Origin of the sequence: Flavobacterium sp. FlaQc-52, assembly GCF_044007495.1 — a bacterium.
GTDB lineage: Bacteria > Bacteroidota > Bacteroidia > Flavobacteriales > Flavobacteriaceae > Flavobacterium > Flavobacterium cupriresistens.
Window position 1 is genome coordinate 96,215 of sequence record NZ_JBIPCV010000013.1, and the last position, 14,993, is coordinate 111,207.

13 protein-coding genes are annotated in these 14,993 nt (G+C 35.4%); 5 read left to right on the forward strand and 8 right to left on the reverse strand.

Annotated features, from left to right (window positions below):
- The first annotated feature begins 169 nt into the window (after positions 1-169).
- The 4 genes from ACHRV5_RS19210 to ACHRV5_RS19225 all read left to right on the forward strand — a co-directional run bounded on the left by ACHRV5_RS19210 (position 170) and on the right by ACHRV5_RS19225 (position 2,690).
- Positions 170-604 carry an META domain-containing protein gene (locus ACHRV5_RS19210; RefSeq protein ID WP_395427839.1) on the forward strand — a complete coding sequence of 145 codons (435 nt, stop codon included), beginning with the start codon at positions 170-172 and terminating at the stop codon, positions 602-604.
- A 38-nt stretch (positions 605-642) separates the two neighbouring features.
- On the forward strand, positions 643-1,167 hold the full coding sequence (locus tag ACHRV5_RS19215; RefSeq protein WP_395427840.1) for a DUF4251 domain-containing protein: 525 nt from the start codon (positions 643-645) through the stop codon (positions 1,165-1,167).
- Between the two features lie 39 nt (positions 1,168-1,206).
- Positions 1,207-2,127, forward strand: coding sequence for a transporter (locus ACHRV5_RS19220; RefSeq protein ID WP_395427841.1), 921 nt, complete (start codon positions 1,207-1,209; stop codon positions 2,125-2,127).
- A 77-nt stretch (positions 2,128-2,204) separates the two neighbouring features.
- Complete coding sequence (locus ACHRV5_RS19225; protein ID WP_047773695.1) at positions 2,205-2,690, forward strand: hypothetical protein; 486 nt, start codon at positions 2,205-2,207, stop codon at positions 2,688-2,690.
- Between the two features lie 251 nt (positions 2,691-2,941).
- Here the strand turns inward: ACHRV5_RS19225 and ACHRV5_RS19230 are convergent, their stop codons facing one another.
- The gene (locus tag ACHRV5_RS19230) at positions 2,942-4,036 is read right to left on the reverse strand and encodes a glycoside hydrolase family 18 protein (RefSeq protein WP_395427842.1); all 1,095 of its coding nucleotides are present in this window, start codon (positions 4,034-4,036) and stop codon (positions 2,942-2,944) included.
- 253 nt (positions 4,037-4,289) lie between these two features.
- Between ACHRV5_RS19230 and ACHRV5_RS19235 the strand changes: the two genes are divergently transcribed.
- Positions 4,290-6,302 (forward strand): BCCT family transporter, encoded by a 2,013-nt coding sequence (locus ACHRV5_RS19235; RefSeq protein ID WP_395427843.1) that lies wholly within the window; start codon positions 4,290-4,292, stop codon positions 6,300-6,302.
- 294 nt (positions 6,303-6,596) lie between these two features.
- Here the strand turns inward: ACHRV5_RS19235 and ACHRV5_RS19240 are convergent, their stop codons facing one another.
- From ACHRV5_RS19240 to ACHRV5_RS19270, 7 genes are all read right to left on the reverse strand, one after another.
- Complete coding sequence (locus ACHRV5_RS19240) at positions 6,597-8,402, reverse strand: acyl-CoA dehydrogenase family protein (protein WP_047773689.1); 1,806 nt, start codon at positions 8,400-8,402, stop codon at positions 6,597-6,599.
- A 166-nt stretch (positions 8,403-8,568) separates the two neighbouring features.
- On the reverse strand, positions 8,569-9,750 hold the full coding sequence (locus ACHRV5_RS19245) for a thiolase family protein (protein ID WP_395427844.1): 1,182 nt from the start codon (positions 9,748-9,750) through the stop codon (positions 8,569-8,571).
- Positions 9,751-9,838: 88 nt separating this feature from the next.
- A complete protein-coding gene (locus ACHRV5_RS19250) occupies positions 9,839-12,229 on the reverse strand; it encodes a 3-hydroxyacyl-CoA dehydrogenase/enoyl-CoA hydratase family protein (RefSeq protein WP_047773684.1) in 2,391 nt (796 codons plus the stop codon).
- A gap of 57 nt (positions 12,230-12,286) precedes the next feature.
- Complete coding sequence (locus ACHRV5_RS19255; protein ID WP_047773682.1) at positions 12,287-12,745, reverse strand: MarR family winged helix-turn-helix transcriptional regulator; 459 nt, start codon at positions 12,743-12,745, stop codon at positions 12,287-12,289.
- A 158-nt stretch (positions 12,746-12,903) separates the two neighbouring features.
- Positions 12,904-13,203, reverse strand: coding sequence for a pentapeptide repeat-containing protein (locus ACHRV5_RS19260; RefSeq protein ID WP_395427845.1), 300 nt, complete (start codon positions 13,201-13,203; stop codon positions 12,904-12,906).
- Entirely contained in the window at positions 13,204-14,214 is a 1,011-nt protein-coding gene (locus tag ACHRV5_RS19265) for a YafY family protein (protein ID WP_047773679.1), read from the reverse strand.
- Positions 14,215-14,313: 99 nt separating this feature from the next.
- A complete protein-coding gene (locus ACHRV5_RS19270) occupies positions 14,314-14,934 on the reverse strand; it encodes a hypothetical protein (RefSeq protein WP_395427846.1) in 621 nt (206 codons plus the stop codon).
- Between the last annotated feature and the right edge of the window lie 59 nt (positions 14,935-14,993).

Consider the following 14,993-nt stretch of genomic DNA (forward strand, 5'->3'; position numbering starts at 1 on the left):
AAGGACTGAATTGGGGGACTATAAAAGTTAAAAAAATCTAAAATTAAGGGTTGTAATTAAAGATAAGTTTTAAAGATATACCGAAAATATTGTTTAAATTCGTGTACACTTTAAAGAAAAATTCGCGAATACTGTTTTTATAATTGGTTAACTTTTAATACTTAACGTTATGAAAAAATATATTTCTGTTTTAGTTCTTTTTGGACTTATGCTAAGTTCATGCAATGTTTTTAAATGTAAAAAAGGAGATTCTGCTTCTAAATTAGAAGGAACCTGGGAACTCAATTATATATCCGGGCCCAAAATAACTTTTGATGGTTTGTACCCCAATGGAAAACCAACAATCAATTTTGATTTAAAGGAAAAACGGGTTTCAGGAAGCAACAGCTGCAATAATTTTAACGGTAAATTGAGTATTGACGGAAACAAAATTGATTTTACGCAACCCATGGCCGTTACAAAAAAGATGTGTACGAATAATCAGGGGGAACAGACTTTTATGAGCACCCTTCCTAAAATAACTTCGTACGATGTTACGGATGAAGGGAAAACACTGCACTTCATTTCGGGCGATATCGCTATGATGCGATTTACCAAAAAATAAAAAAAATCTTCTTGTTTAAACACTATTAAATTCATTTTATGAAAACGAAATTATCATTTTTATTGGTGTTATTAACCTTTATAACCAGCAATGGTTTCGCTCAGGAAAAAACGAAAAAACAGTTAAAAGCAGAAAGGGAACTTCAAAAACAAAAAGAAACAGAAGCCCTGATTAATTCTAAAAATTTTGTTTTTGACGCTGAGAGAGCGAATCCGATGGGGTATAGAACGATCATTTTAGATTTCAACACCTATACGATGAAGGTTAGTGAAGAAAAAGTAACCTGTGATTTGCCTTATTTTGGCCGTGGCTATAATGTGGCCTATGGCTCATCAGACGGGGGAATGAAATTTGAAGGAAAACCTGAAAATATTACAATTGAGAATAAGAAAAAAGGATACAACATCAAAATGACGGTAAAAGGGGAACGTGATGTTTATGTTCTTTTGTTTTCTGTGTTTTATGATGGAGGAGCAAATGTGTCTATTAACAGCAATAACAGAGGTGTGATTTCGTATGACGGAAAGATCAGAGCTCCCAAAACAGAAGAGAATAAAAAATAGAGTTTTAGTTTGATTATTATGCCTTGAATCTATTCGTTTATGCCAAGAAAAGTTTTTCCTATTTTGTCTAAAAGACATCGTTTTGTAGTAGTACTATCTTTAATTTCATTTTCAATTTACAGTCAGGATTTAGAACCCAGAGTTTACGCCAACGTGGCCAAAGACCTTAATGTGGTTGCGGTTGGTTATGGTTTTATGGACGGAAACGTATTAACAGACCCATCGTTGCCTGTTAAGGATTTTACCATTCAGAGTCATAATTTGGTCGGAAGTTATATCAGAACTTTTGGACTTGCGAACAAACTGGCGCGTGTACAGGTCTCCCTTCCGTATACTTTTATGGACGGATCGCTGACGGCTACCAATGGTGCTGTTTTGACTGGAACCAGATCAGGTTTAGCAGACATGAAAGTGCGATTGGGAATCAATTTATTGGGGTCTCCGGCACTCGATAAAAAAGATTTCAAAGATTTTGAGCAAAAGACCATTTTAGGAGTCAGTTTAGTAACCTCGATTCCAACCGGGAAATATTACGATGATAAAAAGATTAATATAGGAACAAATCGTTGGGCTTTTAAACCTGAAATTGGAGTTTCCAGACGGTTTTCTCATTTCTATGCAGAAGCTTACGGAGGAATTTGGTTTTATACCAATAACAATGATTTTTTGGGTAAAAAATTAGAGCAAAAGCATACGTACAGCCTTCAAGGGCATGCAAGTTATTACTTTAAAAATAATATGTGGATTGGCTTTAACACCAACTGGTTTTTTGGCGGAAAAACAATCACAGACGGAGTTTCAGATGATAGTGAGATTGATAACTGGAGAGTAGGAGGGACTTTTGCCGCACCCGTTGCAAAAGGCCAGTCTCTGAAATTACAATATCATGTAGGTGCTTATACCAACAATGGTTTAAACTATTACGCCTTGACGCTTTCCTATCAATATTCCTTTTTTTAAGCACGATTAAACTTTACAATATCAAAAATTAAATTTCACAATTCACAATTGACATTTCACCATTAAACATTTAAATTATGAAAAAATTAATTCTTGTTTTCGTTATGTGTGTTTCGGCCTCTTGGGGTTATTCTCAATCTTCATTTAAAGAAGATGTTGAGGTTTTGCAAAGTATTTACGGTAAATCTAAAGCTGATTTGGTAAAGCAATACATGAATTTATCTGATGCTCAAAATGTTGCTTTTACTAAAATTTATGATAAATACGAGGAGCAGCGAAATGCGCTTGGTCAGGCGAAATTTAAATTAATAAATGATTATGCTGCAAATTACGAAACGCTTACAGATGAAAAAGCGGATGAATTAGCCAAAGGAACTTTGAAAAATCATATGAACTATGAGAAGTTGTATTGTAAAACGTATGGACAAGCTAAAAAAGCCGTTGGAGCAATTAATGCAGCAAAATTTATTCAGTTAGAAGTCTATTTGCAAACGATTATTAAAGCCGAGATTTTGGAAGCAATTCCTTTTATTGGGGAATTAGATAAGAGCAAAATTAAGTAATAATTTATCGAGTGTATTTTGTTTAACGTTTAAAAGTATAGCCCGCATGGATGGTAGAAACGTTTTACTTAAAAAGAAGCAACATAAGAACTATGTGGAAAAATTATGATTTTCTGGAAACGTTTTAAAGATTTAATTCCAAATCTATGTCTCTATGTGTTAAGTAGTATTTATGCAGGTTAAGGCTTGGCTACAAATAGAAAGGGGGGTTATTTTGAAAATAACGCCCCTTTTTTTGCTTTACAGCTAGTTTATTTTGCAGTTTTAACTTCATAAATGGTATTAACCAATCCATCACGAGGAGTGTCTAAAGGAAGTTCCCAGAACATAACTCCACCTAATTTTTTAGCTTTTACGTATTCCGCTTTAGCTTTTATGGAAGTAACATTGTCTCCGGTTGCAAATGTTTTTTCTTTTTCGTTGTACCAATAAGCCGCTTTTGCTTTGTCATCCCAAAAGTATTTCCATCCGTTAGCTTCTGTATAAGTTGTAGCATAATTTTTGAAAGAAACTCCTTGAATATGCACACCCGGTTGATATAGACCATTGTTTACATTTGCTACCTCTTTCCATGTTCTCGTATAAAAAGCACCACCAATCACTAGTTTTTCTGCCGGAATACCTAGTTTTAGTAAATACTCAACCGCTCGGTCTGTAGATTCCTCTTTCGGGTTAGTGCTATATAAAGGCGTATGATGACCCGTAACAGTTGCATATCCGTTTACCAAATCGTAGCTCATGATGTTTACACGATTTACCAAAGGCATCACTTTTTTCCATTCTACAGATTCGTCTAGGTATTTTTGGAAGCCTCCTGCGGCAAAACTTAAATCGTATTTCTTGCCTAAAGTACTGCGCAAAATTTTGATTAGTTCCGTAAAATTAGTTTTATCAGCGGGTTGGTATAAATGCCCCGGAAGTCCTTCTATAGCCGGATATTCCCAATCTAAATCTAAACCGTCTACTTTGAAATAATCACTGAGTTCTTTTACTGATTTAGCAAAAAGGAGTCTTCCTTCAGCGGTTGAAAATGCTGCTGAACAAGGTTCGCAACCAGACCAGCCACCAAGAGATAAAAGCACTTTTAGTTGTGGATTGGAAGCTTTTAAGGAAACCAAATGTTTGATTGTGACAGAATCTTTTGGAGTGTCAACGCTTAATTTTCCTTCTTTTAAATGGCAAAAACTAAAAATAATTTGATTTAGCTTGCTTATTTCATATTCGTTGATTAATTTGTCATCGCCTGTATAATACGCGATGATGTCCATCTTTTTATTTTTTTGAGCAAAAGTAGATATCGTACAGCTACACAATAAAAAGAAAGCAATTAGATTGAGTTGTTTCATTTTTTGTTTTTTGAAGTTTTTAGAATGTTAAATATAGAACATTTAGGTTAAATTTTATTTTCCTCCTTATTTTTTAGCTTCGTTTAAAACATTGATTTTCCACTGTTTGTTTTTTTGTGGATTACTGTTTCTTTTTAAGTAAATTTACTATAGTTAGATTTTATTCTTGCAATCATTTGTAAATCAATGGTTAGTGTTGTTTTTTGTTTGGGCTTTTACCTAGTAATTAATCGGTTTTTAAATATTTTCAATTATGAATAAATTAAATACTTCAGTTGTGTTTAAAACAAATTTCAGCAAATCTGTTGCATTTCCAAGTTTGGCAATAATTATCGCAATTTCTCTATGCTGTGGTTTTTTCTCGACTGAAACGGAAGAGGTCTTCAATTTTATAAAAGAGTTGGTTTTTAAAAATCTGAGCTGGTTGTATGTGTTATTAGTGACCGTTTTTGTGTTGTTTCTAATAGGGTTGGCTACCAGTAAATTGGGAAAAATTAAACTGGGTCATGACGATTCTGTACCGGATTATTCTTTTTTCTCCTGGGTGGCAATGCTCTTTGCAGCCGGAATGGGAATTGGATTAATGTATTTTGGTGTTAGTGAAACGATGTCGCACTATGCAACTCCCGCTAATGCTAATTTAGCCGTTGATCTTCGGGCCAAAGAAGCACAGTTGTACACTTTCTTTCACTGGGGTTTTCATGCTTGGTCTATTTATGGTGTGGTAGGATTGTCGTTGGCTTATTTTACGTACAGACATAATTTGCCACTTGCAATCAGAAGTGGTTTTTACCCGATGCTTAAGGATAAAATACATGGAAGATTTGGTGATATAATTGACGTTTTTGGTTTATGCAGTACTTTTTTCGGCATCACAACCACCTTAGGTTTTGGAGTTGTACAGTTATGTGCCGGATTGGTAAGCCTTAAAATTATTCCGGATACGGATTTTAAATATCAAGTTGCTATTGTTTTAGTTGTAATGGTAATCGCGGTTTTTTCGGCAATCTCTGGTTTAGGAAAAGGGGTGAAGAAATTAAGTGAAATGAATATTTTGCTGGCTATATTGTTGATGTTGTTTATATTAGTTTTTGGACCAACAATTTATATTTTAAGCACTTTTACAGAAGGGTTGGGGTATTACATCAGTCATTTTATATCGCTTACTTTTAACACCTATGCCTATGAAAAAGGCAGTCAGGAGTGGTTTTCTAAATGGACGATTTTATACTGGGCTTGGTGGATTTCCTGGGCGCCTTACGTAGGATTGTTTATTGCGAAAATTTCTAAAGGAAGAACAATCAGAGAGTTTATTTTGGCCGTTTTGTTTATTCCAGCGTTTTTTAATTTTTTGTGGATGACTGTTTTTGGAAGCAGTGCCGTATGGATAGACGAACATGTAGCACATGGCGCTTTAAGTCAATTAGCCAATAACCCCGATACTTTATTGTTTAACTTTTTTAGTTATTTCCCTTTTACGACGCTTTTGAATGTTTTGTCTATACTAATTATCTGTGTGTTTTTTATCACTTCTGCAGATTCGGGTATTTTTATAATGAATGGCATTGCTTCAAAAGGAGCTATTAACTCGCCTAAATGGCAAAGTGTTTTTTGGGGAGTTCTATTATCGCTTTTGTCTTTAAGTTTGTTAAGAACAGGCGGATTAGCCTCATTACAGACGATGACCCTTATATCGGCCTTGCCGTTTGGAATTATAATGATTTTGTTGTGTTATAACTTATGGAAAGCACTTGTCGCGGATAATGAATACAGTATTAAAAAATATTCCCACGGAAGTTTAAATTGGAACAACAATAATTGGAAAGAGCATCTCGAAAAAATCCTGACGTTTTCTGAAAAGAAAGATGTACACAGATTTATTGACACAACTGTGAAAAAAGCATTTATAGAATTAAAAGCAGAGTTAGCCAACAATAATGTCGATGCGAATATCAATTCATTTTCATCGCCTCAACACGCGATTGAATTGGAAATCAAATTTGATCAGCTACGAAATTTTAAATATGGTGTAATGGCTCAGGCACTCACCATTTCGGAAACTTTAATAAATGAAAAAAATAGCCCCGACAGTGATTCAGAAATTACATTTCATCCGATTACTTATTTTGGAGATCACAGAATGGGATATGATGTTCAATATTTAAGTAAAGATGGCATCATTTCAGATGTTTTAAGGGAATACGAGCGTTTTTTAAATCTTAGTTCTGATCGGGATAATGATTTGATTATGAAACCAACCAATTAATAAAAAATAAAACTCAAGTTAAAAAATGTGCAGCAGTAAAAATGAAACTCAAATAGTATTGAGTTTAATAAGAAAAAGAGAAACCCGTTTTTATCAGCGTTTTTGCTATTGCAAATCCGTATAATCCGCGTCCAATCTTGGCAAAGTACTAAACGCCCTTTATAGGAATCTTTAGCAAATAATTAATTTGTGTAAATTGGTGCAATTCGTGTCAAAAGATAAAAAAAAATAAACCCGCACTGTTTCGGACAAGTGCGGGTTTAAACAAATTAAAAGCTAAAAACTATTTTTATATTAGAAGCAGTAATCGTTCTCTGCAACTAATTTAGAAGTAATAACTTCTCTCAAAGCTACTACATTTGGATTGTTTGTATATTTTGTGAAACGTTTAAGTCCCATTAACATCATACGTTGTTCGTCACCTTCAGCAAAAGAAATGATTCCTTCTTTTCCGTTTAAGTTTACGATGTCTACGGCTTTGTACAAGTATAATTTTGCCATTGCAATTTGCTCTTGAACTTTAGCTTCACCTTCTTTTTTGGCTAATTTTTCAGTTCTTAAAATAGTACTTTCAGCCATGTAAACTTCGATTAAGATGTTAGAAGCTGCCATCAATAATTGTTGGTGAGAATCTAAATCCGGACCGTATTTTTGAACAGCGCTTCCGGCAACCATTAAGAAAACTTTTTTCAGGTTGGCAATGATTAATTTTTCTTCAGCAAATAATTCAGAAAAATCAGGCGTATCAAAAGATGGGATTCCCATTAATTCTTCAGAAACTTTCATAGCTGGTCCTAATAAATCAACATGACCTTTCATAGCCTTTTTGATCAACATACCAACAGAAAGCATTCTGTTAATTTCGTTTGTTCCTTCGTAGATTCTAGCGATACGGGCATCTCTCCAGGCACTTTCCATTGGAGTGTCTTCAGAGAATCCCATTCCACCAAAAATCTGAATTCCTTCGTCAGCACAAGCTTGTACGTCTTCAGAAACTGCTACTTTCAGGATTGAACACTCGATAGCATATTCTTCAACACCTTTTAATTCAGCTTCCTGGTGAGAAGTTCCTTCCGCTTCACGGGCAGCAATTCTGTCTTCGATATCTTTTGCAGCTCTGTAAGAAGCACTTTCACCTGCATAAGCGTTAGTAGCCATTTCAGCTAATTTAGCACGAATTGCTCCAAAGCTTGAAATTGCAGTATTAAACTGAATTCTTTCGTTTGAATATTTTACAGCATTTGCCGTAACTCTACGTTGTGCATCTAAACAAGCAGCAGCCAATTTAATACGACCAACATTCAAAGCATTCATTGCAATTTTGAAACCGTTTCCTCTTTCAGACAACATGTTTTCAACAGGAACTTTTGTATCGTTGAAGAAAACCTGACGAGTAGAAGAAGCACGAATTCCTAATTTATGCTCTTCTTCATTCATTGAAATTCCGTTAGCCGGATCATTTTCAACAATGAAACCTGTAATATTTTTATCATCTCCAATACGAGCAAAAACGATAAATACGCTGCAGAAACCTGCATTCGAAATCCACATTTTTTGTCCTGTGATCGAGTAGTATTTTCCGTCTTCAGATAGAACAGCTTTTGTTTTTCCTGAGTTAGCATCAGATCCTGCACCTGGCTCAGTCAAACAATAAGCTCCAAACCATTCTCCAGAGGCTAATTTAGGAACGTATTTTTTCTTTTGTTCTTCTGTACCATAAAGCGTAATTGGCATAGTTCCAATTCCTGTATGAGCTCCAAAAGCAGTTGAGAAAGAACCTGTAGCTCCCGAAATGTAGTCACAAACTAACATAGTAGAAACAAATCCCATTCCTAATCCACCGTATTCTTCTGGAACTGCAACTCCAAGAAGTCCAAGTTCACCCGCTTTACGCATAGAAGATTCAGTGTATGCATAATCTTTCTTTTCGAAACGATCTTTATGTGCCCATAATTCTTTGTCTACGAACTCTTTTACAGAATCACGCATCATTAACTGCTCTTCCGAGAAATCTTCCGGTGTGAAGACATCCTCGCATTTTGTTTCTTTAACTAAAAACTGACCACCACGGGTTACGTTTTTTTCGATAGTATCTGCCATTGCTTATGTTTTTTTGTATGTTTTTTTGTTTCTGATTATTCTCAATATTGTCATTCCGACGAAGGAGGAATCTCCGCGACAATTATCCGTACCGATTATCAATCTTTATGGAGTTACTTACGAAGATTCTTCGTTCCTCAGAATGACAAACTTTGCGAATACTATCTTATAAAACCTCGTAAATCCCCGCAGAACCTTGTCCAGTTCCAACACACATCGAAACGATTCCGTATTTATTACCTCTGCGTTTCATTTCGTCAAATAACTGAACAGAAAGTTTCGCACCGGTACAACCCAGTGGGTGTCCTAATGAAATTGCTCCACCGTTTACGTTTACGATCTCCGGATTAATATTTAATTCACGAGTAACTGCTAAAGCTTGAGAAGCAAACGCTTCGTTTAATTCAATTAATTCGATATCGTTCAAAGTCAATCCAGCTTGTTTCAAGGCTTTTGGAATTGCTTTTACCGGACCAATACCCATAATTCTAGGCTCAACCCCTGAAGAAGCGAAGTTTACTAATCTGGCGATTGGCTCAAGATTTAATTCTTTCACCATATCCTCACTCATGATTAAAACAAAAGCAGCTCCGTCACTCATTTGAGAAGAGTTACCCGCGGTTACACTTCCGTCAGCAGCAAAAACAGGTCTTAATCCTGATAATGCAGCAACAGATGTTCCGGCTCTTGGACCTTCGTCTTGTTTTACTACGTATGATTTTGTTTCTTTTTTACCATTTTCGTTAATGAAAGTCTGCTCAACAGTAATTGGAACGATTTGTTTGTCAAATTTTCCTTCTGCCTGTGCTTTCAAAGCTTTCATATGAGAATTGTAAGCGAACTCATCCTGATCTTCTCTTGAGATTTTATATTGGTTGGCAACCGCTTCAGCAGTTAACCCCATTCCCCAGTAATAATCTTCGTGACCTGCAGCCGCTACTTTATAATCCGGAGTTGGTTTGTAACCTCCCATTGGAATAAAACTCATGCTTTCTGCACCACCTGCAATAATACAATCAGCCATTCCTGATTGAATTTTAGCAGTAGCCATTCCGATAGTTTCTAATCCGGATGCGCAATAACGGTTTACAGTTACACCAGGAACATCTTCTACTTTTAATCCCATTAAAGAGATCAAACGTCCAACGTTTAGTCCTTGTTCTGCTTCCGGCATGGCATTTCCTACCATAACGTCATCGATACGTTTTTTGTCAAAATCAGGCAGTTCGTCCATCATAAACTGAATGGTTTCTGCAGCTAATTCATCAGGTCTTTTAAATCTAAAAACCCCTTTTGGTGCTTTTCCTACCGCAGTACGGTAAGCTTTAACGATATATGCTGTTTTCATTTGTTTTGTTTTTTAAGAGTATAGAAAATAGAGTATAGAGAATAGACTGTTGTCTGAAATCTATATTCTTTTCTCCTTGTTCTATTTTCTAATTACGAAGTGGTTTCCCTTTAGTTAACATATACTGAATTCTTTCCAATGTTTTTCTCTCTGTACAAAGAGATAAGAAAGCTTCACGTTCGATATCTAACAAATATTGTTCAGATACTAATGTTGCTTCAGATAAATCACCACCAGCCATAACGTAAGCCAGTTTGTTTGCGATTTTCTTATCGTGCTCAGAAATGTATTTACCGGCTTCCATTTGATCTGTTCCAACTAAGAACATTCCAAGGGCTTGTTTTCCTAATACTTTCACATCAGTTCTTCTGATCGGTTGTGTATAACCTGCTTCTGCCATTAATAAGGCGTGTTTTTTGGCTTCAGCAATTTGACGGTCTTTGTTTACTACAATGATATCTTTACCGTGTTGTAAAAGTCCAGTGTCAAAAGCTTCATAACCGGAAGTTGAAACTTTAGCCATAGCGATCGTTAAGAAATATTCTTGAAGAACATTCAGCTCCACATCGTTTTTACGGAATAAATCAGAAGCTCTTAAAGCCATTTCTTTAGATCCACCACCACCAGGAAGTACACCAACTCCGAATTCAACTAATCCCATGTAAGTTTCAGCAGCAGCTACGACTTTATCAGCATGTAAGCTCATTTCGCATCCACCTCCAAAAGTCATACCGTGAGGTGCCACAATTACGGGAATTGAAGAGTAACGTACACGCATCATCGTATCCTGGAATAATTTGATCGCCATGTTTAATTCGTCGTATTCTTGTTCAACCGCCATCATGAAAATCATACCGATATTAGCACCAACAGAGAAATTCGCTGCTTGGTTACCAATTACTAAACCTTGGTATTCTTTTTCAGATAAGTCGATTGCTTTATTGATAGCAGCAAGTACGTCACCACCAATGGTATTCATTTTAGATTGGAATTCTAAGTTCAAAATTCCATCTCCTAAATCTTGGATAATTGCACCGCTGTTACTCCAAACTTTTTTGCTTTCGCGAATGTTGTTTAGGATAATGAATGAATCTTGTCCCGGAACTTTTACTTGAGATTTTGTTGGAATGTTATAGAAATAAGTTGCTCCTTCTTTTACAGAGTAGAAACTTTCACTTCCTGACGCTAACATTTCAGTAACCCATGCAGCAGGTGCTAAACCTTCTGCTTTCATGATTTCGATTCCGTTGGCAACACCAATAGCATCCCAAATTTCGAATGGACCATTTTCCCATCCAAAACCAGCTTTCATGGCATCGTCTATTTTATATAATTCGTCTGAGATTTCAGGAATTCTGTTTGACACATAAGCAAACATTCCGGCGAAACTCTTACGGTAGAATTCTCCTGCTTTGTCTTTTCCTTTTACTAGAACTTTAAAACGATTGATTGGTTTATCGATAGTTTTAGTTAATTCTAAAGTAGCGAAAGAGGCTTTTTTAGCCGGACGGTATTCTAATGTATCTAAGTCTAAAGAAAGAATGTCTCGGTCTACTTTTTTGTAGAAACCTTGTCCTGTTTTGCTTCCCAACCAATTATTTTCCATCATTTTGTTGATGAAATCAGGAAGTTTGAACAATTCGTGTTGTTCGTCGTTCGGACAGTTTTCGTAAATACCGTTGGCAACGTGTACCAAAGTATCTAAACCAACAACGTCAACAGTACGGAAAGTAGCCGATTTTGGACGACCAATAACCGGACCGGTTAATTTATCAACTTCTTCGATTGTTAGTCCCATTTCTTTTACTAAATGGAATAAACTCTGAATTCCGAAAATACCAATTCTGTTTCCAATAAATGCCGGAGTATCTTTAGCAACAACCGAAGTTTTTCCTAAGAATTTAGATCCGTACTCATTTAAGAAATCCAATACTTCAGTTGAAGTTTTTGGGCCAGGAATGATTTCGAATAATTTTAAGTAACGCGCAGGGTTAAAAAAGTGTGTCCCACAGAAGTGTTGTTGAAAATCTTCACTTCTTCCTTCACTCATAAAGTGAATTGGAATACCGGAAGTATTAGAAGTAACTAAAGTTCCCGGTTTGCGGAATTTTTCGATTTGTTCGAATACTAATTTTTTAATATCCAAACGCTCGACAACAACCTCAATAATCCAATCTACGTTGGCAATTTTTGCCATATCGTCTGTCGTATTTCCGGTCGTAATTCGGTTTGCGAATTTCTGACTGTAAATAGGAGAGGGTTTAGATTTTAAGGAGTTTGCTAAATGATCGTTTACCAATCGGTTACGAACTGCTTTGCTTTCAAGTGTTAATCCTTTTTTAGCTTCAGCTTCTGTCAACTCGCGCGGTACGATGTCAAGCAGTAAAACTTCAACACCAATATTAGCAAAATGGCAAGCTATTCCTGAACCCATAATTCCGGATCCGATTACAGCGACTTTTTTAATTGTGCGTTTCATACGTAGTTAATATTTTGTTTTTTTATTTGAATTTGAGTTTACTTATTTGAATTAAGATTACTCATTTTCTGGTTTTTCCGTTTGATTAAATATATTTTTATCCTGAATTAATTCATTGATGATTTCTGATACTTCGATAAAATGTTGCATCTTTTCGTCAGAAACATGTTTTCTTACCGTTTCATTAAACTTCAGAACGGTATTTTTAGATAAGTCCCTTTTTTCTTTTCCAAATTCGGTGAGATAAATTAAGACACCGCGACCGTCTGTTGGGTTTTTTTTGCGAACAATAAGACCTTTCTCTTCCATTGATTTAAGCGTCCTGGTTAAGCTGGTCGCTTCCATTCCCATTCTTGGTCCAAGAGCTGTTGAAGGCGTACCTTCTTCTTTGTCGATACTCAAAAGCGCAAACCCGGTGGCCATGGTGGCATCGTATTTAGCAGCTTCTTCGTTGTACATTCTTGATACGGCTTGCCATGTAGCTCTCAAAATATAATCTATTGTTTTGTCTTTCATATGTAACTATATCGATTTCAAATATAATCAAAAAATACTATGCATGCATATAATTTTAAGATAAATTTTTTGTTAATAAAAAAATGTCTCTGAATTAGAGTGGTTTAGGGTTGTTTTTTATTTGAAATATACTATTCTTTTTTTGAATTTTAATAAATTTAATTGGTTTGTAATTTGTTTTTGGCATTCAAAATAATAATGATTCTTTTATTTAAGGTAATTTTTATGAAATATTGAATTTGTATGGTGAAATGTTTTCTGTAAAATGAAAAATGTTTGTTTGTGAAATGCAAAATGTTTCGTACAAATGAACCACGAACAGACGCACCACGAACAGACACACCGTGAACAGACACACCACGTAGAGACGCATCACGTAGAGACGCACCACGTAGAGACGCACTGCTGTGCGTCTCTACAGCAATTGGAATTTGGAATTTAAAAATTTGGAATTTCATCTACTCGTATCTTTGCAACGCTTTCGCGAGTATTCTTTTCATACGGTCTCTTAGATTTTCGGGGCTAATGATTTCAATTCCGTCACCGAAGCCCAATAGTATACGTTCCATTTCATAATTTGGTGAAAGGAATAAATGTATAATAATACTTTTGTCCTCATTCTCTCTAATAAGCCGTTGTGTTTGGTGTAAAGGTTTTGTCAGTACATAAGGCGCATTTATGGCATCTATCCAGAGTTCAATTTTTCGGGGTCTTGAACCTGTATTTACGGTAACGCCGATTACATTTTTATAAAATAATTCGGCATCAAAATCTTCTTCGATATAAGGGAGATTAAAATCATAATCAATAGAAACGATTCTGTCCAAAGCTAAATTAGTGATAGGAGCAGAGCCTTTTCGTTTTCCGATTAAAAACCATCTGTTGTTAAATTCTTTCAACAAAAAAGGATGGAAATTGAAGGTGCTTTCTTCTGTAGATTTGAATGATTTATAGGTAAGTACCAAAACCGTTTTTTTAATGATGGCCTGATAAATTTCATCGAGATAATGGAGTCCTTTTAATCCTTCATTTTTATCCAGATAAATTACAGGTTTTGTATGTGATTTTTCGGCGTAGATTTTATCTTCCAAACGTTGCAGTATATCCGATACATCGCTAAACAAAGAAAAGTCTTTAAATTGTTTCAGCATCGAAACGGTTTCGGTGAGCACATTGATATCAGTTTCCGTAAGCGGAATATCAGTTATAGAAAAGCTATCCTCTTCATACTTATAATATTTCTTTTCGTAAACAACGATTGGTGCGTTGTATCCCAGTTTTTCACTGCGCATCATCTGAATGTCGAGCTGCACGGTTCGTTTGCTTACCGGATTTTCTTTTCCTTCATATTCATACAGAGCATCAGAACAGGCATTCATTAAGTCCTCTAAAGTCCAGGTTCTATAAGAATTTTGCAGGCATTTGTCTATCGTTTTGTATCTGATGAGAGCATTTTTGTTTTGTGCCATAGTTTAATTTTTTGGGCGTGTCCCTTCGGGTCGGGCTTTCGGCTTTATCTTTTGTCTTGCTTCGCTGTCAAAAGGATATCGCCTCTATCCCTCACGCATTTACGCTAATAAAGAAATCTCTTTTTCAATATTAATTCTTGCTTTCTCCTCAAACAATCTTCTAAATTCTTCTGTCTGAAATATATATTCATTTTCTAAAAAATGTTCCAATGCCTTTTTCCTGCCGGGATTGTATAGAAAATCAGGATAGACGCGATACTCCTTTCTAATCTGGTTAAAGTAGATTTGATAATCATTCCAATCTTTAGCAAGTATTTTTAAATCAAAATCAATAAGCCAATTGATATCTTCAATGTCATTTTGCTGATGGGATTGTGTCGCACAAATAGCATCAAAAATTAAATTTTTATTCAGTAGAGACGCACTGCTGTGCGTCTCTACTTTCAACGCATATTCGGCACTTTTGAGCTCATTATCCTTTCGTGTGGCTTTATAAATGTAGTCGTGGTAGAAAATACTAAACAAAACTTCATCCGGATTTTTGAGACGATTTTGATATTCATCAAACAATTCAATCATTTCTTTCAAATGATTTAAATTATGATAATGCCTTGATTTGCCGGAATACGCTTTTTCTAAATCAACCCATAAAGTCTCAATTTCATTAGCGTTAAAGCCAATTCGGCTAAACAAATCGGTATACTTTTCTTGTAAATTCATATAAGAGATTTAATCAAAAATACAATTTTTATTTCACTACGCAGAATAATTGCGCAGTG

Coding starts and splice junctions, on each gene's coding strand:
- ACHRV5_RS19265 (WP_047773679.1), bottom strand. CDS start 14,214: ATGGCACAAAACAAAAATGCTCTCATCAGATACAAAACGATAGACAAA.
- ACHRV5_RS19235 (WP_395427843.1), top strand. CDS start 4,290: ATGAATAAATTAAATACTTCAGTTGTGTTTAAAACAAATTTCAGCAAA.
- ACHRV5_RS19245 (WP_395427844.1), bottom strand. CDS start 9,750: ATGAAAACAGCATATATCGTTAAAGCTTACCGTACTGCGGTAGGAAAA.
- ACHRV5_RS19210 (WP_395427839.1), top strand. CDS start 170: ATGAAAAAATATATTTCTGTTTTAGTTCTTTTTGGACTTATGCTAAGT.
- ACHRV5_RS19220 (WP_395427841.1), top strand. CDS start 1,207: ATGCCAAGAAAAGTTTTTCCTATTTTGTCTAAAAGACATCGTTTTGTA.
- ACHRV5_RS19215 (WP_395427840.1), top strand. CDS start 643: ATGAAAACGAAATTATCATTTTTATTGGTGTTATTAACCTTTATAACC.
- ACHRV5_RS19250 (WP_047773684.1), bottom strand. CDS start 12,229: ATGAAACGCACAATTAAAAAAGTCGCTGTAATCGGATCCGGAATTATG.
- ACHRV5_RS19230 (WP_395427842.1), bottom strand. CDS start 4,036: ATGAAACAACTCAATCTAATTGCTTTCTTTTTATTGTGTAGCTGTACG.
- ACHRV5_RS19240 (WP_047773689.1), bottom strand. CDS start 8,402: ATGGCAGATACTATCGAAAAAAACGTAACCCGTGGTGGTCAGTTTTTA.
- ACHRV5_RS19260 (WP_395427845.1), bottom strand. CDS start 13,203: ATGAAATTCCAAATTTTTAAATTCCAAATTCCAATTGCTGTAGAGACG.
- ACHRV5_RS19270 (WP_395427846.1), bottom strand. CDS start 14,934: ATGAATTTACAAGAAAAGTATACCGATTTGTTTAGCCGAATTGGCTTT.
- ACHRV5_RS19255 (WP_047773682.1), bottom strand. CDS start 12,745: ATGAAAGACAAAACAATAGATTATATTTTGAGAGCTACATGGCAAGCC.
- ACHRV5_RS19225 (WP_047773695.1), top strand. CDS start 2,205: ATGAAAAAATTAATTCTTGTTTTCGTTATGTGTGTTTCGGCCTCTTGG.